This window comes from Rhodococcus ruber NBRC 15591 (genome assembly GCF_001894945.1).
GTDB classification, from domain to species: domain Bacteria; phylum Actinomycetota; class Actinomycetes; order Mycobacteriales; family Mycobacteriaceae; genus Rhodococcus; species Rhodococcus ruber.
The window spans coordinates 162,672-188,804 of sequence record NZ_BCXE01000034.1 but is presented as its reverse complement, the minus strand read 5'-3'; the positions used below and the strand labels follow the sequence as shown (position 1 = coordinate 188,804).

Sequence of the window (26,133 nt, the reverse complement as noted above, 5' to 3'; positions counted from 1 at the left end):
CGCCGGGCCCCCGCCCGCCGGGCCCACACCCGAGGAGCCGGCGCCCACCGGACCCGGGGGCGACAGCGGCCCGCCCTGGCGCCGCATCGCCCTCGTCACCGGTGGAGTGTTCGCCGTGCTCGCGGCCCTCTATGTCGGTGACCTCGTCGTCTCCTCGGGGAACGTTCCGCGCGGCGTCACCGTTGCCGGCATCGAGATCGGCGGACGGTCGGTTCCGGAAGCCGAGCAGATCCTGCGGGCCGAACTCGGTCCGCGCACAGACGAGCCCGTCACCGTCACCGCGGGCGACGTGACCGCGCAGATCGTGCCGGCGCAGGCCGGTCTGGACGTCGACTGGGAGCACACCCTCGACCGCATCGGATCGCAGCCGCTCGATCCGATCACCCGCGTGACGTCGTTCTTCGGTGGCGGTGACGAGATCGGTGTCGTGTCCACCCGCGACGACGCCGCGCTGTCGGCCGCGATCGGCGGCGTGCGTGCGGTCGCCGACCGTGCACCCCGCGAGGGCAACCTCGTGTTCGACGGCGCCACGCCGGTGCCGGTGGCGCCGCTGCCCGGGCAGACCCTCGATGCGGAGGCCTCCGCAGACCTGTTCGCCGAGCGGTGGGCGTTCGGCGACGTCGAGTTCCCGGTCGAGACGGTCGACGTGACGGTCACGCCCGAGGGACTCGAGCGCGCACTGCGGGAGGTCGCGGATCCGGCCGTCGCCGGCGACGTGACGGTGCGCGGACGGGACGGGGCCGTCGCGACCCTGCCCAGCGACCGGATCGGCGCCGTGCTGACCTTCGTGCCGGACGGCAACGGGGGCCTGTCCCCGCAGTACGGGATCGAGGCCGCGACGGAGATCCTCCGGCCGCAACTGGCGGCGACCGAGGTCGAGCCGAAGGACGCCCGGATCGTGCTCGAAGGCGGCGGCCCGACGGTGATCCCGTCGGTCGCCGGCGAGCTCGTCGACTGGCCGGTGAGTCTCGAGTCGCTGCCGCAGCTGCTGGCCGCGCCGGGCGAGCGGGTGACCGACGCCGTGTACAAGCCGGCCGAGCCGGCGCTGACCACGGAGGCCGCCGAGAAGCTGGGCATCCGCGAGGTGATCGGTGAGTTCACCACCGGGGGCTTCGAGTACGCGTCGGGTGTGAACATCCGCCTGGCGGCGTCGGAGATCAACGGTGCGCTGGTGAAGCCGGGGGAGACGTTCTCGCTCAACGGCTACACGGGCCCGCGCGGCGCGGCGCAGGGGTATGTCGAGTCCGGGATCATCAACAACGGGCGCCCGTCCAAGGCCGTGGGCGGCGGCATCAGCCAGCTCGCGACCACCCTGTACAACGCGACGTACTTCGCCGGTATGGAGGACGTCGAACACACCGAGCACAGCTACTACATCTCGCGGTACCCGGCGGCCCGGGAAGCGACGGTCTACGAGGGCGCGATCGACCTGAAGTTCCGCAATCCCTCCGACACCGGGGTGCTGATCCAGGCGATCGGCACGTCGTCGGACATCACGGTGCGGATCTGGGGCACCAAGACCGTCGACGTCGAGTCCGTGACCGGTTCCCGCACCAACTTCACGGCACCGAACACGATCACCCTGCCGGCCGGGCCGGGATGCATCCCGTCGAGCGGTGCGCAGGGGTTCACGGTGAGCGACACCCGCATCATCACCGACGCGGCCAGCGGCCGGCAGATCTCGAGCACCACCCGCACGGTCCGCTACGACCCGGTGCCCGTGGTGCGCTGCGTCAGCGCCGAGCCGGAGCCCGAGCGGGAGTCGGCGCCGGCCGCACCGTCGCAGCCGACACCCGGTGAGGCGGAGACGCCCGGCGGTGGCGCGGAGGAACCTGCCGGCGCGCGCCCGGCCGTGACGACGACCCCGCAGCCTGCGCCGAGCGGCGCGGACGAGGCGGAGGAAGTTCCTGCCGCGGCGCCCGCGGCGGCATCGCCGACTGCGGCCGATACGGAGTAGCCGCGGCAGTCCCTGCACACAGCACTGTGCCCTCCCGTCGTGCGACGGGAGGGCACAGTGCTTTCTGTCTGCGTACTCGGTTCCGCCCGAGAGCCGGCTCAGAAGGCCGCTTCGTCGAGCTCCATGATGTCGAGGTCGACGTTGGCGACGATGCTGCGCACGGCGGTCAGCTCGGGCAGGACGTTCTTGGCGAAGAAGCCGGCGACGGCGACCTTGCCTTCGTAGAACGCCTTGTCCTTGGAATCCGGGCCGGCGTCGAGGGCCGCGAGGGCGATCTCGGCCTGCTCGAGCAGCCGCCAGCCGATGAGCAGGTCACCGACGGCCAGCAGGAACCGCACCGAGCCCAGGCCCACCTTGTACAGCTCGGTGGGCTGTTCCTGAGCACCCATGAGGAAGCCGGTCAGGGTGGCGGTCATGGCCTGGACGTCCTCGAGCGCGGTGGCCAGCAGGGCCCGCTCCGACTTGAGGCGCTCGTCGGCGCTGTCGGAGGCGAGGAACTTCTGGATCTGGCCGGTCACGTGTGCCAGGGCGACGCCGCGGTCACGGGCGATCTTGCGGAAGAAGAAGTCCTGCGCCTGGATCGCGGTGGTGCCCTCGTAGAGGGAGTCGATCTTCGCGTCGCGGATGTACTGCTCGATCGGGTAGTCCTGCAGGAAGCCCGAGCCGCCGAACGTCTGCAGCGAGTCCGTGAGGTACTGGTAGGCGCGCTCGGAGCCCACACCCTTGACGATCGGCAGCAGCAGATCGTTGACGCGGTGCGCCAGCTCGTGGTCGGCACCGGAGATCTGCTCGGCGACGACGTCGTCCTGATGCGCGGCGGTGTAGAGGTAGACCGCGCGCAGACCCTCGGCGTAGGCCTTCTGCATGGCCAGCGAGCGTCGCACGTCCGGGTGGTGGGTGATGGTGACCCGGGGGGCGGTCTTGTCGGTCATCTGGGTCAGGTCGGCGCCCTGCACGCGCTCCTTGGCGTAGGCCAGGGCGTTGAGGTAACCGGTCGACAGCGTCGCGATGGCCTTGGTGCCCACCATCATGCGGGCGTGCTCGATGACGTCGAACATCTGGGCGATGCCGTTGTGGACCTCGCCGACGAGCCAGCCCTTGGCCGGGACGCCGTGCCCGCCGAAGGTGAGTTCGCAGGTGGCGGACGCCTTCAGGCCCATCTTGTGCTCGACGTTGGTGACGAACACGCCGTTGCGCTCACCCATCTCGTTCTTCTCGAAGTCGAAGTGGAACTTCGGGACGAAGAAGAGCGAGAGGCCCTTGGTGCCGGGGCCGGCGCCTTCCGGGCGGGCGAGGACGAGGTGGAAGATGTTCTCGAACAGGTCGTCGGAGTCGGCCGAGGTGATGAACCGCTTGACGCCCTCGATGTGCCAGGTGCCGTCGTCCTGCTTGATCGCCTTGGTGCGGCCGGCGCCGACATCGGAGCCGGCGTCGGGCTCGGTCAGCACCATGGTGGCGCCCCAGCCGCGTTCGACGATGGTCGCGGCCCACTGCTTCTGCTCGTCGGTGCCGTTGGCGTGGAGCACACCGGCGAAGGAGGGGCCGGCGGCGTACATGAAGGCGGCCGGCTGGGCGCCGAGCATCATCTCGTTGACGGCCCAGCTCAGGGCGCGCGGTGCGGGCGTTCCGCCGATCTCCTCCTCGAGGCCCATGGACCAGTAGCCGGCCTCGTACCAGGAGTTGAACGCCTTCTTGAAGCCCTCGGGCAGCGAGACCGAGTGGGTCTCGGGGTCGAAGACCGGAGGGGTGCGGTCGGTCTCGGCGAAGGACTCCGCCGCCGGGCCCTCGGTGAGGGTCTTCACCTCGGCCAGGATGCCACGAGAGGTCTCCTCGTCGAGGTCGCCGAACTTCCCGGCCTCGAGGAGCGTCTGAATCCTCAGCACCTCGAAGAGGTTGAACTCCAGATCCCGGAGGTTGCTCTTGTAATGGCCCATGTCTGCGCTACTCCCAGTGAGATGGTGCGGTCAAGCTGTGTTCGAGTACCGCCCAAGTTATTACTCGTCGGTAACATCCGCCTATGTTACCCGTCGGGCAACTAACTGCCAAGAGTTGGTTTGCGGGCCACCACCAACGCGTCGATCGCCATTCCGGCGTCCGTTTCCCGCATTCTTCGTTCGGCGGTCCGGATTTGCAGTCGGCCATCGATCTCCGCGACGACATCTGCTGGGGTGTAGAGGATTTCGGGATCCCGGGGACCGCCGGCACCCTCGGTGGGATTGAGCGAATCGTGGCCCAGAAATATGAGGATTCCATCAGGTTTCAGGGCCGAGATCGCATTGTCGATCAATGCCCGTCGCTGTGGTGGAGGGAAATGGAGATAGGCCGAGAGGACGAGATCATATCGAGCCTCGAAAGTGGCCCCGGTCACGTCGGCGCACTCGTACGTCAGGCGTTCGCGCACCCGCCGTGGCGCCTGCGCCGCGATCGCCCGGGCCTTGTCCACCGCCACGCGGGAGAAGTCGAGTCCGGTCACCTCCCAGCCGCGCGTGGCCAGCCAGAGCGAGTGCCGGCCCTCGCCGCAGCCCAGATCCAGAGCCCGGCCGTGCGGCAGCGACGTCGCGAACTCGACGAGCACCGGGTTCGGCGGTACCCCCCACACCGTCTCGCTCTTCGCGTACCGCGCATCCCACTCCCGTGCGTCCATGGACGCACGGTAGCCCGGACGCCGCGCGGGTCAGGGGTGGAGCGTGGTGCGCAGCAGGAGCACGTTGTAGTTCTGGTGCACGGTCGTGAGGAAGTACAGGTCCGGGCCCGACGACCACGGGTGGATGTACGCGCCGTACGCCGTCGGCAGTTCGCGGGTGTCGAGGACGACCTCCGGCGCGCTCCACGGCCCTGTCGGCGACGGTGCCCGGCGCAGCACGACGGAGTTGTGCGCGTCGGTGGTCAGCAGGACGAACTGCCCGAGGTGGTCGTTCCACTGCACCGACAGTTCCGCCGCACCACCCGTCATCACCGGGCGCGCCGCGTTCACGTCGCGGACCCACGCGCCGCCGTCCCAGTACTCGTACGCCGCGAGGTCGAGGATCTGCTGTTCCGGTACCCGTGCCAGGTGCACCGGCCCGCCACGACCGGGCGGGGTTCCGTACTGATAGACGAAGCCGCCGTGCCGGACGAAGGCGCCCATCTGGAAGTTCCGGTTCCCGTCGGCGTTCGGCCGCTCGGTCTGCGGCGCCACCGTCCAGTTCTCCCCGTTGTCGTGGGAGAAGGCCAGGCCGGAGAAGTTGGTCTCCCACGAACCGGCCGGCCCCCAGTTCTTCACCGACATCAGGCTCAGGAACTGGGTGTCGCCGACGGCGATCCCCGCGGTGGGGATCCGGCTGATCTCCACGAACGGGATCTTCGGGCTCGGGACGAGTTCCTTGGCCTGGCCGAAGAAGTCGCGGGCCGCGCTGTCGAACGTCATCCCGTCGGCGAGGTGGCGGTCCGAGCTGCGGAACAGGGAACTGCTGCGCCAGGCCCAGATACTGCCCGACAGCAGATTGGGCACGCCGAGGCCCGCGGTGTCACCGAACGCGGTCAGCACCTGGCCGCGCCCGTTGTCCCACATCACGCCCAGGTCGGTGCCCAGGACGTTCAGATCCTGGGTGCGGTTGGTGCTGAGCATCCCGGTCTGCTGTGCCACCACCTGGGTGCGGCCGCGCAACTCCGGCAGGCCGTTGACCCCGTTGAGGCCCGGGATGGGATTGATCGCGTTCGGGTTCGCCGCGGAGGTGCCCGCGAACGGGACCAGGGCGACGACCGCACAGGTCAGTGCGGTGACCCCGACTCGGAACGAGGCACGTCGGTAACCCCCATTACGTGTGTGCACGGCCACAGACGGTAACAGCGAGTGACAACCGTCACACGTCCTTCGGTGTCCGTCGGCGTGTCCTGGCGGTACTCGCACGAGGCCCGGGCCGACGGGTGGGCTCCGCTACGATTCGCGCGCGCGTTACCGTGTCAGGGACGCGATGCACTGACGAGCAGTGCACGAAGCAGAGGAGATTCGCCTGATGGGTGCACAGATCGCCGGTCCCGCCCCGCTGCGGAACACCGCACTGCTCGGGCTGGGCGTGCACCGCCCCGAGCGGGTCGTGACCAACGACGAGATCTGCCAGCAGATCGACTCGAGCGACGAGTGGATCCAGTCGCGGTCCGGCATCAAGGAACGGCGCTTCGCGAAGCCGCACCCCGAGGAGTCGGTGGTGGACATGGCGATCGCGTCGGCCCGCAAGGCGCTCGAGGCCGCCGACATCACCGGTGATCGTGTCGGTGCCGTCATCGTGGCCACCTCGACCTACCCGAATCAGACGCCGCAGTCCGCGGCGCTGGTCGCGCACGCCCTGGGCACCGGGGGCGCGGCCGCTCTCGACATCTCGGCCGGGTGCGCCGGGTTCTGCTACGCGCTCGGCGTGGCGTCCGACATGGTGCGCACCGGGACCGAGGACTACGTGGTCGTCGTCGGCGTCGAGCGCATGAGCGACACCACCGAACCCACCGACCGCTCGGTGCGGTTCATCTTCGGCGACGGCGCCGGTGCCGTGGTCGTCGGCCCGTCCGACGAGGTGGGTATCGGTCCCACCGTGTGGGGGTCGGACGGCTCCCAGGCCGACGCCATCCGCCAGGAACCGGACTGGGTGAGCTTCGCGGACAACCCCGATCAGAAGCGGCCCTGGATCATCATGGAGGGCACCGCGGTGTTCCGCTGGGCTGCCTTCGAGATGGGGAAGATCGCCCGCCAGGTCGCCGACAAGGCCGGTGTCGAACTCGCCGCCCTCGACGCGTTCGTGCCGCACCAGGCCAACCTGCGCATCAACGACGTCATCGTCCGGCAGCTCGACCTGCCGGAGACGGTGGCCGTCGCCGACGACATCATCGAAACGGGCAACACCTCCGCCGCGTCCATCCCCCTCGCGATGGAGAAGATGCTGCGCACCGGCCAGGTCCGGCCCGGCGGGCTCGCCCTGCTGCTCGCCTTCGGCGCCGGACTGTCCTACGCGGGGCAGGTCGTGAAGATGCCGCAGCTCGCGCAGTAGTGGCCGCGGCGAACTCGACCGGTCGTCGTCGCTGGTTGTGGTTGCTCGCCTACGTGCTCGCCTTCGTCGCCTTCGTCGTCCTCCAGCAGACGTACGGCGGCGACGAGGCGGGTCCCGGCGGGTCCACGTCGGCGCCCGTCCCGGCCCCGTCGTCGGCCGCCGCCGCCGAGGCGGTCGAACTGCTGAAGAGCCTCGCCGTGCGGGAACCGGACCCCTCCGGCGGGTACGACCGTGCGCTGTTCGGGCCGGCGTGGACCGACGACGTGACCGTCGCGGGCGGGCGCAACGGCTGCGACACCCGCAACGACGTCCTGAAGCGGGATCTGGTGAACATCAAGCTGGCACCGGTGACGAAGGAGTGCACCGTCGAGGCGGGAACCCTGTACGACCCGTACACGGGCCGGGAGATCTACTTCCGGCGCGGGGTGGACACGTCGTCGGCGGTGCAGATCGATCACGTCGTCGCCCTGTCGGACGCGTGGGAGAAGGGTGCGCGCCTGCTCGACGCACAGGCCCGCAAGAATCTCGCGAACGATCCCCGGAACCTCCTTGCCGTCGACGGACCGACGAACCAGGGCAAGGGCGACAAGGACGCGGCGCAGTGGCTGCCCCCCAACCCCGAGTACCGCTGCACCTACGTCTCCCGGCAGATCGAGGTGAAGGCCGAGTACGGACTGTGGATCACGCCGGACGAGAAGGATGCGATGGCCGGCGTCCTGGCCACCTGCTGACCGGTCTCAGGCGCGGCGGTGCGCGACGTGCTTGCGGACCGCCGTCACCACCCCGACCGCCGAGGCGACGATCACCACGATGCACACGATGCCGACGGCGAGGTTCAGCTGAGCCGTCAGGTCCGAGCCCGCGCGCTCGCGCAGGTCGGACAGGAACTGCGGGGAGAAGTACGGCCGGTGCACGAGCACGGCCGTGGCCACCGCGACAGCGAGCAGGTCGGAGACCACCGACAGTGCGGTGACGACCGTCGTCCAGCTGCGCACGGCCAGCGCGACGCTCGCCGAGACCACCCACAGCACCGCGACGGCCACCATCGCGGGCACCAGCCGGTCGGTGAAACTGGGGTCGAGCGCCTCGTACCCGGCACCGAAGAACGACGGCGCCAGCGACGGGGACAGACCGGCCACCCCGATCAGCACGACCACCGCGAACACCAGTTCCGCGACCGCCTCCCCGACCGGGATCTCCCGGCCGTGCGGCACCGCGGGCAGATCGTCCGGATCCCACCGCCCGAGATCCGTGCCGGCGGGCGCGGTGCGTTCGATCACCGCGAACACGACGGTCACCCAGAAGGCGGCGTACACACCGCCGGTCAGGGCCGCATCGATCGCGTCCCACACGACGTCGGCGCCGTCGAGGGGCGCGGCCGCGGGGTCGGTGGCCTCGGTCAGGGCGGCGAGCAGGGTCAGACCGCCGAGCACCGCCGCCACCACGCCGACGACGGGCCACAGCACCCGCAGATAGGTGTCGTAGAACCTCGGGCCGATCAGGTGCCGCGGCGCGCCCCGGTAGGTGCGGGCGAGATCCTCCGGGGACCCCAGGTCGGCGAGCACCGCACGCGTCTCGTGCTCGGCACCGGCGTCCTCGAGGCGACGGCGCAGGTCGGCGGCCACCTCGGCGCGCCGGGACCGGGGCAGGTGGACGAGGACGGCGTGCAGGTACCGCTCGACGAGTTCCCCGTCGGTGAGGCGGGTGGACATCCCGGTGTTCCTTTCGTTCGGTGCCGGCCCGCGAGCGGCCGGCGCGACGACCCGCGCCGCCCGGGGCCGGGCGGTACTGTGCCGGTACACAGTATTGGGCAGGACCTGCGAGGGTGTGGGGCAGCGCGATGACGGCCGAGCCGCTCGACGAGTACTTCACCGCCACCGTCCGCGGCTGGAGCGCCGGGGCCGGGCAGGCGTCGAACGAACCGGTGCTGCGGTACTTCGACGCGCAACTGCAGTCCCGTCACCTCGACTTCGCGGCCCGCGAGATGCAGCGACGCGGTGCCGGGTTCTACACCATCGGTTCGTCCGGCCACGAGGCGAACGCCGCGCTGGGGCTGCTGTCGCGGGTCACCGATCCGGCGCTGCTGCATTACCGGTCGGGTGCCTTCTACGCCGCGCGGGCGGCCCAGGTGCCGGGCACGACGCCGGTGCGGGACGTGCTCGCCGGGTGCGCCGCCTCGACGCTCGATCCGATCTCCGGCGGCCGGCACAAGGTGTTCGGCAACGCCGAGTTGAACATCCTCCCGCAGACCTCGACGATCGCGTCCCATCTGCCGCGCGCGGTGGGGGCGGCGTTCGCCCTCGCCCGCGCGTCCCGGTTGGGCCTGCAGTGCCCGTGGCCCGCGGATTCGGTGGTGCTGTGCAGCTTCGGGGACGCCTCCGCCAACCATTCCACCGCGGTCGGTGCGCTCAATGCGGCTGCCTACTGCGCGTACCGGGGCCTGCCGCTGCCGCTGCTGTTCGTGTGCGAGGACAACGGGCTCGGCATCAGTGTCCGCACGCCGGAGGGCTGGACGGAACGGGCCCTCTCGTCGTACCCGGGGGTGAGCTACCGCGCGGCCGACGGCGCGGACCCGGTCGGGGTGCTCGCGGCCGTCGCGGACCTGCTCGTCGCCGTCCGGACCGCACGCGCACCGGCCGTGCTGCATCTGAGGGCGGTACGGTTCCTCGGCCACGCCGGCTCCGACGCCGAGACCGCGTACCGCAGCCGCGAGGAGATCGCCGCCGACTACGCCCAGGATCCGTTGCTGGCCACCGCACGTGTCCTCGTCGACCACGGAACGCTCACCCCCGCACAGGTGCTCGAACGATACGAGGCGGTGCGCGCCGTCGTCGCCGCGGAGGTGGACGCCGTCGCGGATGCCCCCCGGCTGGGGTCGGCCGCCGAGGTGATGCGGCCGCTGCACATGCACGGCCGGCACCGGGTTCCGGACGGGCCGGAGCCCGCGACGACGGAGCCCTGCACGCTCGCCCAGGCCGTGAACGGCGCGCTCGCCGGAATTCTCGACGAGATCCCGGAATCGTTCGTGTTCGGGGAGGACGTGGCCGAGAAGGGCGGGGTGTACGGCCTCACGCGTGGCCTGCTCCGCCGATTCGGGCCGCGGCGCGTCTTCGATACCGTCCTCGACGAGCAGACGATCCTCGGCACGGCACTGGGATTCGCGGTGACGGGCCTGCTGCCGATTCCGGAGATCCAGTACCTGGCCTACCTGCACAACGCCGAGGACCAGTTGCGCGGCGAGGCGGCGAGCCTGATGTTCTTCTCCGACGGCCGCTTCCGCAACCCGATGGTGGTGCGCATCGCCGGCCTCGCCTACCAACGGGGGTTCGGTGGGCACTTCCACAACGACAACTCCGTCGCGGTGCTGCGCGACATCCCCGGTCTGGTGCTCGCGGTGCCGAGCCGCCCGTCGGTCGCCGGGGCACTGCTGCGCAGTTGCGTGCACCTCGCGCGCAGCGAGGGCCGGGTGTGCGTGTTTCTCGAGCCGATCGCGCTGTACCACGAACGCGACCTGTACGACGAGGGCGACGGGCTGTGGCGTGAGCCGCCCGATTCCGTTGCGGTACAGCCCGGTTCGGTGCGGGTGTACGGCACGGGCGAGGACGTGCTGCTCGTGACGTTCGGCAACGGCGTCCGGATGAGCCTGCGTGCGGCTCGTCGGCTGTCGGCGCGCGGTGTGCAGGCCGCGGTGCTGGACCTGCAGTGGCTGGCCCCGCTGCCGCTGGCGGAACTCCTCGCGTGCGCACAGTCCTTCCCGCGCGTGCTGGTGGTGGACGAGACGCGGCGCAGCGGCGGGGTGTCGGAGGCGGTGGTCACCGCGCTGGTGGACGCGGGCTACCGGGGCCGGATCTCGCGGGTCACCAGCCGGGACAGTTTCGTGCCGCTCGGCCCGGCGGCGGCCGAGGTGCTGCTGTCCGAGGACGACGTCGTCAGCGCGGCCGCCGAGTAGCGGCGCCCAATCGGTGGGCCCCGGTCGGTGGGCCCCGGTCGGTGGGCCCCGGTCGGTGGGCCGTGGTCCGCCCGGCCGGGACGAAGGTCCCGGAAAGCAGGGACCTTCAGCGGGCGGAAATACCCGCCGGGGTACTTGAAGAGCCGACGCCGCGCGCCTACAGTCGTCGGTGAATACCCCACCGGGTATCTAGGGGCGTGGAGGCCCAGCCCGCGTCCGCGCCTGCGTCACGGACGGAAAGGACTGTTCACATGTCGCTCCATTCAGGCAACGGTGCCGCGCGACATCGAGTACTCGTCGTCGGAGGTGGCACGGCCGGAATCGCGACCGCTGCGCGCCTGCGCCGGGCCGGCGTCACCGACATCGCGGTGATCGAGCCCTCCGACGAGCACTGGTACCAGCCCCTGTGGACCCTCGTCGGCGGAGGCCAGGCGTCGCTGGACGAGACCCGCCGAGCCGAGGAGAAGCTGATCCCCAAGGGCGTCCGGTGGATCCGGGCCGCCGCGACCGCCGTCGACCCCGACGCGCAGACCGTCACGACCGACCGCGGGACCGTCGTCGGCTACGACTATCTGGTGCTCGCCACCGGACTGCACCTCGACTGGGACGGTGTGCCGGGCCTCGCCGACGCCGTCGGGCACGGTGCCGTCTCGAGCAACTACTCCCCGCGGTACGCCCCCTACACGTGGGAGCTGATCCGCAACATGCGCTCCGGCACGGCGATCTTCACGCAGCCGGCGGGACCGATCAAGTGCGCCGGCGCGCCGCAGAAGATCGCCTACATCGCCTCCGACTACTGGCGGCGGCAGGGCCTGCTGGACGGGATCCGCGTCATCCTCGTCCTGCCCGGTGACTCGATGTTCGGCATCCCGTCCTGGCGGCGGACCCTCGAGGGGGTCGCCGCGCGGTACGGCATCGAGGTGCGCCTGAGCTCGGAGATGACCGCGCTCGACGGGGCGTCGCGCAAGGCGACGATCGTGAACAACGCCACCGGAGACGAGGAGATCGTCGGGTTCGACATGCTCCACGCCGTGCCTCCGCAGCGCGCGCCCGGCTGGGTCGCGGCGAGCCCGCTCGCCAACCCGGCGAGCCCCTTCGGGTACGTCGAGGTCGACAAGCACACGCTTCAGCACCGCCGGTACCCCAACGTGTTCGCGCTCGGCGACGTCGCGGACCTGCCGACGTCGAAGACCGGCGCCGCCGTCCGCAAGCAGGCGCCCGTCCTCGTCGCCAACCTGGTCGCCGAGATGCGCGGGGTCGGCAAGCGCAAGAGCTACGACGGGTACTCGTCCTGCCCGTTCGTCACCGCCCGGGACAAGATGATGCTCGCGGAGTTCGACTACGAGCTCGAGCCGTCCCCGAGCATTCCGGTCATCGACACCACCAAGGATCGCCGCGACATGTGGCTGCTCAAGCGCTACGGCCTGCCGGCGATGTACTGGCACGGAATGGTCAAGGGCCGCGTCTGACCCCCGCAGTCTGCGTCACCGCAGGCGGCGCAGCGTGATCGGCTGCCCGTCGGACGGGTACGGCAGCGACGTGAAGTTCAGTGGGGCAACGTAATCGGACGGCACATGCCAGCTGTACCCGAGCAGCAGGTGGTGCAGCACCGTCTTGATCTCGGCGCCGGAGAAGTACATGCCCAGGCAACGGTGCTCTCCGGCGCCGAACGGCGTCCACGCGAACTTGTGTACTCGGTCCTCGCGGCGTTCCGGGGAGAAGCGGCCGGGATCGAACTTCTCCGGCTCCGGCCATAACTCGGCCATGTGGTGGCTGTAGTGCAGCCCGACGTTGATCAGGGTGCCGCGCGGCACGAAGTGGCCGAGGATGTCGGTGTCGGCGGTGGTGTACCGGACGATGCCGGGCACCGGCGTCACGAGCCGCTGGCATTCCTTGATCACCAGGTCCAGGCTGGTGAGCGATTCGAGGTCCGTCAGGGTCGGGGTCGTCGTGCCGAGCGCCTGCGACTCCTCCCGGCACAGTTGCTGCCACTGGGGGAACTGACCGAGGTATTGCAGCACGGTGGACAGCGTGATGGTCGAGGTGTCGTGCGCGGCCATCATCAGGAAGATCATGTGGTTGACGACGTCCTCGTCCGAGAACCGTTCGCCGTCCTCCGATTCCACGTGACACAGTGCGGTGAACAGGTCGTCGCCGTCGCCGGCGCGACGCGCCGGCAGGTAGCGCCGGAAGAACTCCTCGAGCCGGCGACGGCCCACCACGCCACGGCGCCAGCGGGTTCCGGGCAGGGGGTAGCGCACGATCGCGGTGGCCGCCTGCACGCACCCGATGAAGGCCTTGTTCACCTCGGCCATCTCCGTGGCCGACGAGCCCTCGGCGCCGCCCATGAAGATCGAGGTGGCGAGCCCGAGCGTGAGTTCCTTGAGCGCCGGGTAGGCGCGGAAGTCCTCGCTCGGCGTCCACGAGTCGAGGGCCCGGGCGATCGCGGGCTGCATCGAGTCCGTGTACCGGGCGAGGCGGTCCCGGGTGAAGGCCTGTTGCATGATCCGGCGGTGCGTGCGGTGCTCGTCGCCGTCGAGCAGCATCAGGCCGCGATCGAAGAACGGGCCGATGAGGGTGCGCCAGCCCGGACCGTTCGCGAGTGCCCGGTCGCGGTTCTGCAGCGCGGCGCCGCAGGCGTCGGGGCCGAGCAGCACCACCCAGGGCCGGCCCGCGAACCGGAACCAGGACACCGGCCCGTGTTCGCGGTAGCGCCGGTCGTAGGCCCTCAGCGGGTTGCGCATGTAGTCGAGGGCGTACCCGACGTACGGCAGGCCGGCGTCCCCGGGAACGGCGGTCAGACCGGGCGGGGAGGGTGCGAGCACTTTCGTCATGGGGTCTCCGATTCGTCGGACCGTATCTGACATGAAGCTCTGTCAATTGACTGTAGCGTGGATCACAGGCCGTGATCTGTCAAGATTCGACTATGGACCGGCCCAGTCGTCAGTACCGCGGAAAGAGCGCCGAGCAGCGCACCGCCGACCGCCGCGAGCAGTTGCTCGAGGCCGGTCTGACGGTGTTCGGCCGCGACGGTGGCGACCGTGCCACCATGACCGCGATCTGCCAGGAGGCCGGGCTCACCGAACGGTACTTCTACGAGAGTTTCTCCGGCCGGGACGAGCTGCTCGTGTGCGTCGTCGAGCGGATCGCCGACGAGATCCGGGAGCGCGCGCTGGCCGCACTCGCCGAATCCGAGCGCGGACCGGAGGAGCGGGCCCGCGCCGCCATCGCCGCGTTCGTCGCGGTCCTGACCGACGATCCCCGCAAGGGCCGGGTCGCCGTCGTCGAGTCCACCGGGTCCGAGCCCGTGCGCGTCCGCCGCCGGGAACTGCTGCGCCAGTTCGCCGGCCTCGTCGCCGTGGAATCCCGCGAACTGTGGGGCGACCGCGCCCTGCAGCCGCCCCACGATCAGATCGCCGCGCTCCTGTTCGTCGGGGGTCTCGCCGAGCTCACGACCGCCTGGCTCGGCGGGGAGATCGACGTGACCCCCGATCAGATCGTCGAGTCCGCGACCCGCCAGTACGTGTTCACCGCTCACCGCTGAGGCTGTCGTCGCGCTCGGTCCGCTCCGCGCGCCGCCGGGCACCCGGCAGCCGCCACACGGGCTCGAGCGCCGCGGTCTCCTCGGCCGTGGCCACCCGGAACGGCGGCGTCGTGGGCGCTTCGAGGCCGCGACGGCCCTGGCCGCGGGTGGCGCGCAGGCTGGCGACGATCGATACGGTCAGGATCGTGGCGACGACGGCCAGCGAGATCGGCGTCGGAATGTAGAACACGTCGATCTTGAGCAGCATCTTGATGCCCACCCACACCAGCACCAGAGCCAGCCCGATCTTCAGGTACACGAAGCGGTGGATCAGGTCTGCGAGCAGGAAGTACATCGCCCGCAGTCCGAGCACCGCGAATGCGTTGGCGGTGAAGACGAGGAACGGTTCGTCCGTGACGGCGAAGATCGCGGGGATCGAGTCGACCGCGAAGACGATGTCGGTGATCTCGATGAGGACGAGTACCGCAAGCAGTGGGGTGGCCAGCAGCGCACCCCCGCGACGGACGAGCAACTTCTGTCCGTGGTAGGCGTCGGTCATCGGCACGTGGCGGCGGAACAGCCGTAGCGCCCGGGACTTCTCGGGATCGAGGTGCTCGTCGCGCTGCCGGATCATCCGGTAGCCGGTGTAGAGCAGGAACGCCGCGAACAGGTAGAGGATCCAGCCGAAGCTCGCGATCAGCACCGATCCCGCCGCGATGAACAGACCCCGGAACACCAGGGCGCCGAGCACGCCGAGGAACAGGACCCGGTGCTGGTACTCGCGCGGCACGGCGAAGTACGTCAGGATGATCGCCCAGACGAAGACGTTGTCGACGGCGAGCGACTTCTCGATCAGGTAGCCGGAGAAGTACTGCTGGCCGAACTCCGAGCCGTACTGCCACCAGATCAGCGCGCCGAATCCGACGCCGGTACCGACCCAGAACACCGACCAGCCTGCGGCCTCGCGCACACCGATCACGTGAGCACGCCGGTGCGCGAACAGATCCACGGCCAGCATCGCCACGATCGCGGCGAGCACCGCCGCCCACAACCACAACGGAACGGTCATCAGGACCACCTTTCAGCCTCGAACGGCCGAAAGTCTTTCCCGGCTCCGGTGAGCCCGCTCCGCCGGAGAGCCGGCGGACGGCTCCCGAGTTGACGACGAAGCGCGGAGGGATACTCCCTTTCGCGAACTTAGATTAGTGAAGAGTATTTCCGGTTAATTGTCAAGGGGGCAGGACACGGAAGTGAAGAGCAATACCGGAAACCGTGGTGCCCTATGGTGTGCAGGTGACCTCCTCCGCCCGCTCGTCACCCGCCGTCGGCGAGGACCGTGCCCGGGGCTGGACGTTCCTGACCAACCACGCGCACGTGCTGCTGTGTGTCGCGCGGGGCGGACAACCCACCGTCCGCGAACTCGCGCAACGGATCGGGATCACCGAGCGCTCCGTGCAGACGATCCTCGCGGATCTGGTCGACGGCGGGTACCTCACCCGCACCCGGGTGGGCCGCCGCAACACCTACTCGCTGAATCCGGAGGGGCGGCTGCGGCATCCGCTCGAATCCGCGCACACCGTCGGCGAACTGATCGACGCGCTGCGCTGAGCGGCCGGGAAGATGTCCGGCACGCGCCGTCACGGACACCTGCCTCGTGTGGCCGCCGTCACGTGGCATGCTGGCGCTCATGATCGACGTCGAACGTCCCAAGCTGGAAGGCACCGTCGCGGTCGGGGGCAGCCGCCGGATCGGGTTCGCCGAGTTCGGATCGGCCCAGGGCCGAGCCGTGTTCTGGCTGCACGGCACCCCCGGGGCGCGCCGGCAGATCCCCGTCGAGGCACGCCGCTACGCCGAGCGTGAGCACGTCCGGCTCATCGGCCTCGACCGCCCCGGCATCGGCTCATCGAGCCCGCACCGCTACGAGAACGTCCTCGCCTTCGCGGACGACCTGCGGATCGTCGCGGACACCCTGGGGGTGGACCGGATGGCGGTCGTCGGGCTCTCCGGCGGCGGGCCCTACACCCTCGCCGCGGCGCACGCGATGCCCGAGCGGGTCATGGCCGCCGGGGTACTCGGGGGTGTCGCACCCGTCGTCGGCCCCGACGCGATCAGCAGCGGCCTGATGCGGCTCGGCACAATGGTCGCGCCGCTGCTCGCCGTCGCGGGCGTCCCCATCGGCATGGGCGTGACCTCGATCATCCGGGTCGTGCGCCCGTTCGCGTCGCCGATCATCGACCTGTACGGCCGGCTCTCGCCCGAGGCCGACCGGCAGTTGCTGGCCCGCCCCGAGTTCAAGGCGATGTTCCTCGACGATCTGCTCAACGGCAGCCGCAAGCAGATGGCCGCCCCCTTCGCCGACGTCGTGGTGTTCACCCGGGACTGGGGCTTCCGCCTCGAGGACGTCAAGGTGCCGGTCCGGTGGTGGCACGGCGACACCGACCACATCGTCCCCATGGAACACGGCCTCCACGTGGTGGGCCGGCTCCCCGACGCCCAGTTCCACCACCTGCCGGGAGAGAGCCACCTCGGCGGTCTCGGCGTGTCCGAGGACATCCTCTCGACCGTCCTGCGGATCTGGGACGACGCCGACCGCTGAGCTGCTGCCGTGGCGACCGAATGTCACACCCGTTCGATCACATCGAACGCGTGTCACATTCGGTCGCCACCGCGAGCGGGTGCGCACGGCGGGTGCGGATCCCGCGTGCCGATCACAGCCACCGGCGGGGTGGCTTCTTCACCCACATGATCTTCTCATCCGTGGCGGTGGGGGAGGCCGCGGGATGGTCGGGATGCTGCGCGGCCCATGCCGACTTCTCGTCGAGCAGCCGCGCGACCAGCGTCCACGTCTCCATCGTGCGCGGCGGATGCGCCCCCGCCGCCCGTGCCAGCTTCCGGCGCACGTCCTCGCTCAGGGCCAGCAACTCCTCCGCGGTGATCCCGCGATCCCAGGCGAACCGGGCGAGGACGATCGCCTTCTCCCGACGGTTGCGGGCCGCCTCGTCGGTGTGCGCGAAGTCCTCGTCGGTGGCCATGCCCTACAGGATTGGCCGCCGGCCGTGCCGTTGACAACCCACCCCGCGCGGCTCACGCTCGGAGCAGGCGCAGCTGCGGCCCGGGGAGGACGACATGCCGGTGACTCCGATGGATCTCCCGGACGGCACGCCCGAGGACGTGCGGGTGCGCGCGGCGTCCGCCCCCCGGGTGCCGGTGTCGGATCCCGCGCTCGGACGGGACGTGCAGGTCGACGCCCGTGGTGTCCCACCGCACCGGCTCGTCGCGATCGGGGATTCGGTGCTGCAGGGGTTCCAGAGCGGCGCCGTCTTCCACACCGACGTCTCGGTGCCCGCGATCGTCGCCTACGAACTCGGCTGGCTGCGCCGGTTCCGCTACCCCCGCTACGCCGGTCCGGGCGGGTTGCCGCTCAACATCGAACTGCTTCTGCGCGACCTGGAGCGACGCTTCGGGTCCTCGGTGAACGTGTGGGAGACGCCCCTCGCGCTGTTCGCCGTGCGTGCGCTGATGGACGAGGTGGAGGACTACTGGGAGCGCGGGCCCGGTCGGGACGCGCCGCTGCCCGCGACGTATCGGCACAACCTGTCCTGCTTCGGCTGGGACCTGCGCGACGCCCTGAGCAAGACCGCCGCGACGTGCGAGGCGGCGATCGCCACGCCGAAGGACGACCTGCTCGACCAGATCGTGCAGAACAACGGCGAGCGGGCCGCGTTGCGGGTGTATCCGCGCTGGAGCGACGAGGCGAAGTCGATGACGGTGTTCGACGCGGCCGCGGCCCTGGGCGACGACCACGACGACACGACGGAAGCCGGGATCGAGACGCTGGTCGTGTTCCTCGGCTCCAACAACGCGCTCGGAACGGTCACGGACCTGCGTATCTCCTGGAGCGGCCCGGACTTCCGCGACCTCACCGCGAAGGACGCCTACACCATCTGGCGGCCCGAGCATTTCGCGGCCGAGTTCGCGGAGGTGGTCGATCGGGTGGCGGCGATCCGGGCGCGGCACGTCGTGTGGTGCACGATTCCCCACGTCACCATCGCCCCGATCGCCAAGGGGCTCGGCCACAAGATGGAACCGGGTTCGCCCTACTTCCCCTACTACACCCGGCCGTGGATCGAGGAGTCCCGGTTCGACCCGGCCCAGGACGAGCACATCACGGGTGCCGGCGCGTACGCGGTGGACGTCGCGATCGATCTCTACAACGAGCACATCGAGCAGGCGGTCGCCGACGCCCGCGCCGGTGCGCACGGCCCGGCACGGGACTGGTATCTGCTGGACGTGGCCGGTCTGCTCGAGCGCCTCGCGTCCCGGCGCTTCGTCACGGATGTCGGTGCCCGTCCGGCGTGGTGGACCCCCTACCCGCTCCCGCCCGCGCTCGCCGCGCTCGACCCCGTGCCCGATTCGCGGTTCCTGACGGCCGACGGCCGGGGCGGCCGGGCCGCGGGCGGGCTGTTCTCCCTCGACGGTGTGCACCCGACGTCGGTGGCGAACGGGATCCTCGCGCAGGAACTGGTCAACGTGATGCGTCGCGCGGGGGTGCGGTTCCACCATGCCAACGGTGGCGTGCGCCCCGATCCGGTGACGGTGGACTTCGAGCGGTTGATCCGCAGGGACACCCTCGTGCGGACGCCACCGGGGAACATCGACTCGACGCTCGGCATTCTCGCGTGGGCGGACGAGGTCGGTGACCTCGTCCGTCGCACGCTCAGCTTCCGCGTCCGGTGATCAGTTCTCGACGGTGGTGGCACTCCGGTCGATCAGCGCACCCCACAGGTCGGTCGCGACGGTGTGGGCGCGCCGTTGTGCCGGGACGGTGTCGGAGGTGGTGGTCAGGTCGGTGAGGGCTTCGCACAGGTCGACGATGTCGACGTGGAAGCGCATCGAGGCGTCGAGCAGTTCGTCGAACGCCTGGTCTTCGCTGTAGGAGCGGCCCCGTGCGGAGCGGAGAAGGGTCTGCGCGGTGTCGAGTGCCGTCAGGCGTCGTACCGCGGGGATGTCACGGTGTGCTTCGATCGTCAATTGTCCGCCTCTGAGGTGTCGCCACTGGGCGTGTGTCAACTCGTTGTAGTGCGGGTACCCCGCCGGTTCGGCAGCTACCCGGTCTTGTGTCCTCCGTCACAGTACGAGGACTGTGCCGTCGTGTCCACCGTACCCGTGTTTACCCAGCACAGCCCGGTGGGGCGACGCCGCGTCCGCGGGTGTTCCGTCCTCGATGTCCGAATTCGTCGCAGCTGCACAGGTTTCCGACACCATGTATGTTGCGCGCCGGTCAGGCCGGAGGGTGGTGGTCGAGGAACCAGTCCCGCGCCTGCTGCGCCACGACCTCGAGCGTGCCGGGTTCCTCGAACAGGTGCGTCGCCCCGCGCACGATCCGCAGGTCGTGTTCGCACCGCAGGGCCGCGGCAGCCTGCCGGTTCAGTTCGATCACCGTGCGGTCCAGGCCGCCGACGAGCATGAGCGTGGGGGCACGGACCCGGCCGAGCCGAGGCATCGCGAGATCCGGCCGTCCGCCGCGGGAGACGACGGCGGCGATCTCCCGGTCCGGGTCCGCAGCGGCCCACAGCGCCGCGGCAGCGCCCGTGCTGGCCCCGAAGTAACCGATCCACGCGGCCTCCGTGCGGACGAGGTCGGTCACCTCGCCGAGCCGGCCCGCGAGCAGCTCGATGTCGAAGACGAGAGTGCGGTCGCCCTCCTCCCCGGCCGTCAGCAGGCCGAACAGCAGCGTGCCCAGACCGGCGGCGTTCAGTTCCCCGGCGACGTACCGGTTGCGCGGGCTGAACCGGCTGCTGCCGCTGCCGTGCACGAAGATCACCAGGCCGTCCGAACCGGCGGGGACGGTCAGGGTGCCGGCCAGGGCCACGTCGCGGAGCTCGAGCTCGACGTCTCGCGCGCTGTCGGCGGTGCTCATCGGGTTCGGCTCAGGCCAGGGTGACCGTGCGGGTGTGCGAGCGGACCGCGTCCTGCAGGTCCTGGCGCGACAGGGTGTGCGGGCCGCACGCGCAGCGCGCGGGCACGTCGTCGTCCTCGAACTGCGTCGTCTCGAGAGTGTCGACGAACTCGGAGCCGAGGGAGCCGCCGTGATGTGCGGTCTCGGAGCGGTCGCGATTGCCGTGTGCCGTCGGCCCACCGCCGGCGACGAGCACCGGCCCCTCCGGCGTGCGGTAGACGGTGGCGACGTTGTGGCTGGCGGGGCACTTCACGCGGACGAGGGCGTGGTCACTGCGCTGGGTACCCAGCGAATCCACGGCAGCACGAGCCATCCGGCGGCGGTCTGTGGGAAGGAGGTCGGGGATGTTCATGGGACCTATTGCACACCCGATCGCGGCCGGATCGAGGGCTTTCGCGGGCAACGGGCCCGATTCGCCCGTTGCGCTACCAGTGCTTCGGCGTGGTCACTGTGGCGGGCAGCCGGGTGCGGCCGTCGCCCCGCGCGGAGTCGAGCTGGGACTGGACGAGGAACAGGCTGCCGGTGAGATCGGCGCCGCGCAGATCCGCATCGCGCAGGTCGGCGCCGATGAGGTCGGCGCGGCGCAGGTCGGCCTCGCGCAGATCCGCGGCGACGAGGAGGGCGCCCCGCAGGCTGGCGCCCCGCAGGTTCGCCCGGCGGAGTTTCGCGCCGACCAGGTCCGCACCGCGACGGTCCTTCCTGCGACCGGGCACGGTGGCCCGGGCGAGTTCGCTCGCATGCAACAACAGGGTGTTGATCTGCTGCCGGTGTGCCGCGACGTCGAGGCGGGCGAGCGCGCCGGCGTCGCCGTTGCTCAGCCGGTCGGTCGCGGCCCGCGCAGCGCGCAGGTCCGTGCGGATCGGCCCGGAGGTGGGCAGGGCGGCCGCCTCGTCGAGATACCACAGCAGCTCGTGCAGTTGGCGCACGACGGGGAAGACGTCGAACATCTGCCGGGCGAGCTGCGGCGAGCGCCGCCAGTCCTCCCCGCCGAAGGTGAGCTGTGAAACCTTCTGGCCCGCACCGAAGCAGTCGTAGACGGTGCACCCGGTGAAGCCCCGGCTCCGCAGGTCCCGATGGATGCCGCAGCGGAAGTCGTCCTGCAGGTTCGGGCAGGGCCGGCCCGCGTCCTTGTCGATCGCGAAGTCCGACGACGCGGCGAACGGCAGAGCCACGCAACACAATCCGAAGCAGTCGGCGCAGTCGGCCAGTAGTTCCGGGCGGGGAGTGGGGTGGTCGGGCAAGGAATGCGTGCCTTTCTGGGCGGGCGGACTGTGGTCGGGGCGCCCGCCGAGCCTAGTCCGGACCGTCGCGCGGGGTCGGCTCCCGGCGGTCGTGGGGCGGACGCCACGACGGGTCGCGTCCGCTGAGCCCGATCAGGCGGTCGAGATCCGGGGCGTCGTCGGGAACCGCGACGGCCGGCCCGAAGAGCCCGCCGGCTGCGCGTTCCTCGTCGGTGGTCGCGGCGACGAACGTCAGGCACGCGGCCAGCGCGGCGGGATCGCAGGAGAACTTCCGGCCGCAGGCGGTCGCGATGTCCCAGCCGTGGATCACGAGTTCGTCGAGCGCCACGACTCCCGCGACGTACCCGGGCAGGTCGACGCCGCCGGCCCGGGTGGTTCCGGTCCATGCGCCGGGGTCGTGCCACGCCTCGGCGAGGGCGAGGACCTGGCCGGGGATCCTGACGCGCCAGTCGTCACCGAGCCGGGAGGCATCCGCCGACGGTCTGTGATCGCCGACAGCTCTACCCGCGGCGGCGGTGAACGCCAGGGACAGCCCGCCCACGTGATCCACGAGGTCCCCGACGGTCGTGCCCGCGCACGGGGTGGGACGGGCCAGTTGCTCGTCTGTGAGCGCGCCGACGAGCCGTGCCATCTCGTGGGCGGCCGGTGCCAGGTCGAGGATCTCGGGCATGAGCGTTCCTTCCGGCGGCGGTGCGCTCATGGTGCCGCACCGGTCCGACAGGATCGAAGGGCGGCCTTGCGGCAGCCGAAAGAAACTGCAGTCGCAACAGTAGACTTTCGATAGCGCGGCCGATAATATCGAGGGCGTCAACGCGAAGGATCCGGAAGAGGGGCAACCGACGGGTTGCCGGCGAAGTTGAAGTTGCAGAGGGGTGGAGCCGCACTCGGTTCTGCGGCTCCACCCCGACGGCGCGACGGGGCGGACTCTGGGAGGCCGACCACGTCGCCACCGGAGAACAGAGCGAGAGGCTGGTGATGCGTATCCATCGGGATTGCGAACTCGTGTATGTCATTTCCTCGTGCCGGTCGAGGCCGGCATTGTCATAACCGTCACGAACCCCGGCGCTGCACGTGCCGGGGTTCCCTCTCGTAGCAACGAAGGGCACGTGGATCCGACCGACGACCGCACTCCCGCGGTCACCAACGAACTCGACAACGATGACTACCCTGCCTTCAGCATGGGCCGCGCCGCTGCGGCACTCGGCGTCACCCCCGCCTTCCTCCGTAGTCTCGATGCCCCCGGCCTCGTGGTTCCGCACCGTTCCGAGGGAGGCCACCGCCGCTACTCCCGCAACCAGCTCCGCATCGTCGCGCGGGTGCGGGAACTGGTCGACAGCGGCACGGCGGTGGACGCGGCGTGCCGCATCGTCTGCCTCGAGGATCAGCTCGCCGAAGCGCGGAGCCGGATTCCGAGTAATTAGAGCACCCGGGGCAACTGGAGCACCGGGTTCCGGCCGGGCGGGTACAGGCTCGATGCGGGGGGGCAGACACGCCTCCGCGCCGCTGGGACTACCCCTCGTATAGTCCCGGCGACGCGGAGGTGCCGTGATCCGTGATCTCGGGTCGATCGGAAACACCCCTCCGCGTGCTCCACGGCCGACCCTTTTTGTTTCCCGACTGCACTACACGTTAGCATAAACCGGTCGATCGGTTTGTGGAGTTCGAAGAATTCATCCGAGCGATCGACGGGGGACGGAAACCGTTCCCCACGAGGGTGCCGGCTACCGGACGCGAGCGTCTCCCGATTCGTCCCGGTCGTCTATAGTCCCTCGATAAAAGCAGTCCGGCCGGTTTGCAATGAAAGAAGCGACAATGACCGTGGATGCGGACGCAGTGCCCCGGAACAGTCCCGTCCTCGGTTTCGAGTCGACGGTGCCCAGGCGGTACGTCCATCGGCAATCGGTGTCGGAGGTGTTCCTGACGGACTGCACGTCCGTCGGCGTCGCCCACCGATTCCTTCTGGGTGCCCAATGGCCACGGCTGCACGGTTTCTACCGGACCGAAACCGGCCGCTACGACGCCATGCTGATCGCCGAGACTCTGCGCCAGACGGCGATCTACTTGGGGCATACGCAGTATCGTGTGCCGCTCGGCCATCCGTTCGTCATGCAGACCCTGCGGGTGGACGCGGCGGTGGACGCGCTGGCCATCGGGGCCGGAGCCGCAGAGGTCGTGCTCGACGCCTCCCTCGACGACCCGGTCTATCGCGGCGGGTTGCTCTCCCAGTTCGACCTCACGGTGGTGTTCGCGATCGACGGACAGCGGGTGGGCACGGGAGAGGGGGTGGCCAACGTCCTCACCCCGGACGCCTACCAGCGGCTGCGCTGGAACGGCGCCGGCCCCCGCCGGATCGGGGATCCCGTCTGCCCCCCGTCGATTTCCCCCGTCGTCGTCGGCCAGTCCCGGCCCGTGGACGTCGTCCTCGGACCGCAGTACGCCGAGAACCGCTGGCGTCTGCGGGTCGACGATCGGCACCCCGTCCTGTTCGACCATCCCAGCGACCACGTGCCCGGAATGCTCCTCCTCGAAGCGTTCCGGCAGAGCGCCCGCGCCGCGTGCGGGTGTCCGGACGCGGATATCGCGCTCATCGAGGCCACCTATCACCGGTTCGTGGAACTGGACGAGCCCGCGAACGTGGTGGCGCGAATCGATGCGCACGATCCGTGGATCGTGCGCACCACCGTCGAGCAGTGGGGCGAGGTCCTGGCGAGCGGCGTCGTGCGGCTCGCGCCGGACCGGTCGCGATGCTGACCGCCGGCGACCGTCGTTCAGTCGCCGGACGGCGGCGTCCAGCGGGCCGCGCGGATCCGCGGCATCTCACCGTGGCGGTCGGCGGGCATCACGGCGGGCAGCAGCAGGATCCACATCTCGTCGAGGCGCTGCTCGAGATCCTGCCGGTGGGTGAGCACGTTGGACACGAGCTGGACACCGTTGTAGGCGGAGATCACGAACCGGGCCAGCATGGCCGCGTCGATCGTGTCGAGGATGTCGCCCTGGGCGATCGCCTGCTCGGTGAGCTTCTCGCAGGCGGCAATCCAGTCCAGGTACGGACCGGTGGGCCCGTCGGTGGCACTGAGTTCGAGGGTCAGACGGATTCCGGCCCGCACGATCGGCTCGTCGATCATCTGGCGCGCCATCTCGTGCGAGAGCATCACGATCTGTTCCAGCGCGGGAATGTCGAGGTTCGCGATGGCCTCGACCGCGGCGATCGAGATGCGATGCTGCTCCTCGATCACGACCTGCGCGAGCTCGTCCTTCGACCGGAAGTGGAAGTAGAGAGCACCCTTGGTGATACCCGAGCTCTCGACGATCGCCCCGAGGCTCGCGCCCTCGTAGCCCGATCGTTCGAAGTTCTCTGCCGCGCCCAGGACGATCTGCTGCCTGGTAGCCACCGCCCGCGCTTGCTGAGCCATCCGTCCTCACTCCGTTCCCACCCTGTGTTCCGACGAGGTGCATCGTGACGAACCCCATCGGGTTTCCCCCACCCGGCCGAATCGTACCCGCCGCCCCGGAATGCCGCCGCGACGAACCTTCGGCGCAGCACCCGCGAATCGCGGTGATCGGCGCGACCGGCTTCGTCGGCGGCGCCGTGCTGGCCGGGCTCACGGAGGCGGGTGTGCCCTGCATGGCCGTCGCGCGACGACCCGACGACGTGCCCGCCGCGGCGACGCGACGGATCGCGGCGGACCTGACCGAACCGCCGTCCCTGGGCACCGTGATCGCCGCCGCCGACGTGATCGTGCATGCGGCCTCGTACACCGGATCGGACCCGCAGACGTGCGACGAGGTGAACCGTGCCGGGACCGAGAACCTGCTGGCGGCAGCGAACCGGCAGCACCGGCCCCACGTGATCTACGTCAGCACGATCGGAGTCTACGGACCGGGCCCGCACCGCGGCGTCGCCGAGGACGCCGTCGTGCCGAACCCGGTCTCGGTGCTCAGTGCGAGCCGGCTCGCGGCCGAGCTGGCCGTGCGGGACTACGGGGGCACGGTGGTGCGCGCCGCCTTCGTCCACGGACCCGGAGACCGCTGGTTCGTGCCCGGAATCGCGCAGATCCTCACTCGTCTCGGTGCGTGGGTCGAGGACGGACGCCCGTTGCTGTCGGTGATCTCGGTCGGTGATCTCGGCCGCCTGATCGCGGCACTCGCGGTTCGCGGCACCCGTCCCGGGGCCGGCGGCGCTGTCCTGCATGCCGCCCACCCCGAGCCGGTGAGTGTGCGCGCACTCGCCTCGGCCGTCGCGCGCGACGCCGGATTCGACCTGCCCAGCACCAGTCTCGGGTACGACGAGGCCGTGGCCCTCGCGGCGGAGCGGGGACTGACGGAGCGGCACATCGATCTCGCCGGCCACGACCACTACTACGACGCGACGCGCATCTGGCGGGAGACCGGGCTGCGCGTGCCACCCCCGGCCTTCGCTCCGTAAGGGGTGGGCACGGCGCCGTTCCCGGCCACCGGGAAACCGCCGGATGCCGCCGGGGCGGGA

Annotated in this window: 25 protein-coding genes; 12 read left to right on the top strand and 13 right to left on the bottom strand. The window is 70.4% G+C overall.

Annotated elements, in window-relative coordinates; genetic code table 11:
• Window positions 1-1,957, top strand: a 1,957-nt coding sequence (locus RR3_RS20850; RefSeq protein ID WP_371851045.1) for a VanW family protein, incomplete at its 5' end; no start/stop codon positions are given.
• Between the two features lie 98 nt (window positions 1,958-2,055).
• On the opposite strand, the gene RR3_RS20845 is transcribed toward RR3_RS20850, so the two are convergent.
• The 3 genes from RR3_RS20845 to RR3_RS20835 form a co-directional block, all read right to left on the bottom strand.
• Window positions 2,056-3,891 carry an acyl-CoA dehydrogenase gene (locus tag RR3_RS20845; RefSeq protein WP_017679808.1) on the bottom strand — a complete coding sequence of 612 codons (1,836 nt, stop codon included), beginning with the start codon at window positions 3,889-3,891 and terminating at the stop codon, window positions 2,056-2,058.
• Between the two features lie 101 nt (window positions 3,892-3,992).
• Window positions 3,993-4,601 carry a class I SAM-dependent methyltransferase gene (locus RR3_RS20840; protein ID WP_017679809.1) on the bottom strand — a complete coding sequence of 203 codons (609 nt, stop codon included), beginning with the start codon at window positions 4,599-4,601 and terminating at the stop codon, window positions 3,993-3,995.
• Between the two features lie 30 nt (window positions 4,602-4,631).
• Window positions 4,632-5,690 (bottom strand): glycoside hydrolase family 183 protein, encoded by a 1,059-nt coding sequence (locus tag RR3_RS20835; protein WP_225222666.1) that lies wholly within the window; start codon window positions 5,688-5,690, stop codon window positions 4,632-4,634.
• Between the two features lie 262 nt (window positions 5,691-5,952).
• On the opposite strand from RR3_RS20835, the gene RR3_RS20830 reads away from it, so the two are divergent.
• Both RR3_RS20830 and RR3_RS20825 read left to right on the top strand, forming a co-directional pair.
• The gene (locus tag RR3_RS20830) at window positions 5,953-6,975 is read left to right on the top strand and encodes a beta-ketoacyl-ACP synthase III (protein WP_010593505.1); all 1,023 of its coding nucleotides are present in this window, start codon (window positions 5,953-5,955) and stop codon (window positions 6,973-6,975) included.
• Window positions 6,975-7,706: an HNH endonuclease family protein gene (locus tag RR3_RS20825; RefSeq protein WP_010593504.1), complete on the top strand. Its 732-nt coding sequence runs from the start codon at window positions 6,975-6,977 to the stop codon at window positions 7,704-7,706. The genes RR3_RS20830 and RR3_RS20825 overlap by 1 nt, the downstream gene beginning before the upstream one ends.
• A 6-nt stretch (window positions 7,707-7,712) precedes the next feature.
• Here RR3_RS20825 and RR3_RS20820 read toward each other — a convergent pair whose 3' ends face one another.
• Window positions 7,713-8,687, bottom strand: coding sequence for an HAAS signaling domain-containing protein (locus RR3_RS20820; protein ID WP_010593503.1), 975 nt, complete (start codon window positions 8,685-8,687; stop codon window positions 7,713-7,715).
• Window positions 8,688-8,815: 128 nt separating this feature from the next.
• Here RR3_RS20820 and RR3_RS20815 point away from each other — a divergent pair, with 128 nt between their 5' ends.
• Both RR3_RS20815 and RR3_RS20810 read left to right on the top strand, forming a co-directional pair.
• A complete protein-coding gene (locus tag RR3_RS20815; RefSeq protein ID WP_064066502.1) occupies window positions 8,816-10,924 on the top strand; it encodes a thiamine pyrophosphate-dependent enzyme in 2,109 nt (702 codons plus the stop codon).
• A 251-nt stretch (window positions 10,925-11,175) separates the two neighbouring features.
• Complete coding sequence (locus tag RR3_RS20810; protein ID WP_010593501.1) at window positions 11,176-12,393, top strand: NAD(P)/FAD-dependent oxidoreductase; 1,218 nt, start codon at window positions 11,176-11,178, stop codon at window positions 12,391-12,393.
• A 15-nt stretch (window positions 12,394-12,408) separates the two neighbouring features.
• Here the strand turns inward: RR3_RS20810 and RR3_RS20805 are convergent, their stop codons facing one another.
• The gene (locus RR3_RS20805; RefSeq protein ID WP_017679813.1) at window positions 12,409-13,758 is read right to left on the bottom strand and encodes a cytochrome P450; all 1,350 of its coding nucleotides are present in this window, start codon (window positions 13,756-13,758) and stop codon (window positions 12,409-12,411) included.
• A 92-nt stretch (window positions 13,759-13,850) separates the two neighbouring features.
• Between RR3_RS20805 and RR3_RS20800 the strand changes: the two genes are divergently transcribed.
• Entirely contained in the window at window positions 13,851-14,468 is a 618-nt protein-coding gene (locus RR3_RS20800) for a TetR/AcrR family transcriptional regulator (RefSeq protein ID WP_010593499.1), read from the top strand.
• On the opposite strand, the gene RR3_RS20795 is transcribed toward RR3_RS20800, so the two are convergent.
• A complete protein-coding gene (locus RR3_RS20795; RefSeq protein WP_026137555.1) occupies window positions 14,452-15,516 on the bottom strand; it encodes a TerC family protein in 1,065 nt (354 codons plus the stop codon). The two genes, RR3_RS20800 and RR3_RS20795, sit on opposite strands and share 17 nt — an antisense overlap.
• A 218-nt stretch (window positions 15,517-15,734) precedes the next feature.
• Here RR3_RS20795 and RR3_RS20790 point away from each other — a divergent pair, with 218 nt between their 5' ends.
• Window positions 15,735-16,055, top strand: a complete 321-nt coding sequence (locus RR3_RS20790; protein WP_017679815.1) for a helix-turn-helix transcriptional regulator — start codon at window positions 15,735-15,737, stop codon at window positions 16,053-16,055.
• 79 nt (window positions 16,056-16,134) lie between these two features.
• Window positions 16,135-17,043, top strand: coding sequence for an alpha/beta fold hydrolase (locus tag RR3_RS20785; RefSeq protein ID WP_371851044.1), 909 nt, complete (start codon window positions 16,135-16,137; stop codon window positions 17,041-17,043).
• A gap of 112 nt (window positions 17,044-17,155) precedes the next feature.
• Here the strand turns inward: RR3_RS20785 and RR3_RS20780 are convergent, their stop codons facing one another.
• Window positions 17,156-17,479, bottom strand: coding sequence for a hypothetical protein (locus tag RR3_RS20780; protein ID WP_010593495.1), 324 nt, complete (start codon window positions 17,477-17,479; stop codon window positions 17,156-17,158).
• A 94-nt stretch (window positions 17,480-17,573) separates the two neighbouring features.
• Here RR3_RS20780 and RR3_RS20775 point away from each other — a divergent pair, with 94 nt between their 5' ends.
• Entirely contained in the window at window positions 17,574-19,184 is a 1,611-nt protein-coding gene (locus RR3_RS20775; RefSeq protein WP_043822247.1) for a hypothetical protein, read from the top strand.
• Here RR3_RS20775 and RR3_RS20770 read toward each other — a convergent pair whose 3' ends face one another.
• The 5 genes from RR3_RS20770 to RR3_RS20750 form a co-directional block, all read right to left on the bottom strand.
• Complete coding sequence (locus RR3_RS20770) at window positions 19,185-19,478, bottom strand: ANTAR domain-containing protein (RefSeq protein ID WP_064066501.1); 294 nt, start codon at window positions 19,476-19,478, stop codon at window positions 19,185-19,187.
• Window positions 19,479-19,728: 250 nt separating this feature from the next.
• Window positions 19,729-20,367 carry a dienelactone hydrolase family protein gene (locus RR3_RS20765; RefSeq protein ID WP_064066500.1) on the bottom strand — a complete coding sequence of 213 codons (639 nt, stop codon included), beginning with the start codon at window positions 20,365-20,367 and terminating at the stop codon, window positions 19,729-19,731.
• A 10-nt stretch (window positions 20,368-20,377) separates the two neighbouring features.
• Window positions 20,378-20,719 carry a hypothetical protein gene (locus RR3_RS20760; RefSeq protein WP_081005064.1) on the bottom strand — a complete coding sequence of 114 codons (342 nt, stop codon included), beginning with the start codon at window positions 20,717-20,719 and terminating at the stop codon, window positions 20,378-20,380.
• Between the two features lie 112 nt (window positions 20,720-20,831).
• On the bottom strand, window positions 20,832-21,578 hold the full coding sequence (locus RR3_RS20755; RefSeq protein ID WP_017679817.1) for a pentapeptide repeat-containing protein: 747 nt from the start codon (window positions 21,576-21,578) through the stop codon (window positions 20,832-20,834).
• A gap of 121 nt (window positions 21,579-21,699) precedes the next feature.
• Entirely contained in the window at window positions 21,700-22,317 is a 618-nt protein-coding gene (locus tag RR3_RS20750; protein WP_010593489.1) for a TIGR03086 family metal-binding protein, read from the bottom strand.
• Between the two features lie 436 nt (window positions 22,318-22,753).
• On the opposite strand from RR3_RS20750, the gene RR3_RS20745 reads away from it, so the two are divergent.
• Both RR3_RS20745 and RR3_RS20740 read left to right on the top strand, forming a co-directional pair.
• Complete coding sequence (locus tag RR3_RS20745; RefSeq protein WP_010593488.1) at window positions 22,754-23,068, top strand: helix-turn-helix domain-containing protein; 315 nt, start codon at window positions 22,754-22,756, stop codon at window positions 23,066-23,068.
• A gap of 391 nt (window positions 23,069-23,459) precedes the next feature.
• Window positions 23,460-24,398: a ScbA/BarX family gamma-butyrolactone biosynthesis protein gene (locus RR3_RS20740; RefSeq protein WP_064066558.1), complete on the top strand. Its 939-nt coding sequence runs from the start codon at window positions 23,460-23,462 to the stop codon at window positions 24,396-24,398.
• Between the two features lie 17 nt (window positions 24,399-24,415).
• Here the strand turns inward: RR3_RS20740 and RR3_RS20735 are convergent, their stop codons facing one another.
• Window positions 24,416-25,060 (bottom strand): ScbR family autoregulator-binding transcription factor, encoded by a 645-nt coding sequence (locus tag RR3_RS20735; RefSeq protein ID WP_026137557.1) that lies wholly within the window; start codon window positions 25,058-25,060, stop codon window positions 24,416-24,418.
• A 44-nt stretch (window positions 25,061-25,104) separates the two neighbouring features.
• On the opposite strand from RR3_RS20735, the gene RR3_RS20730 reads away from it, so the two are divergent.
• The gene (locus RR3_RS20730) at window positions 25,105-26,073 is read left to right on the top strand and encodes an NAD-dependent epimerase/dehydratase family protein (RefSeq protein WP_096824255.1); all 969 of its coding nucleotides are present in this window, start codon (window positions 25,105-25,107) and stop codon (window positions 26,071-26,073) included.
• Window positions 26,074-26,133 lie beyond the last annotated feature (60 nt).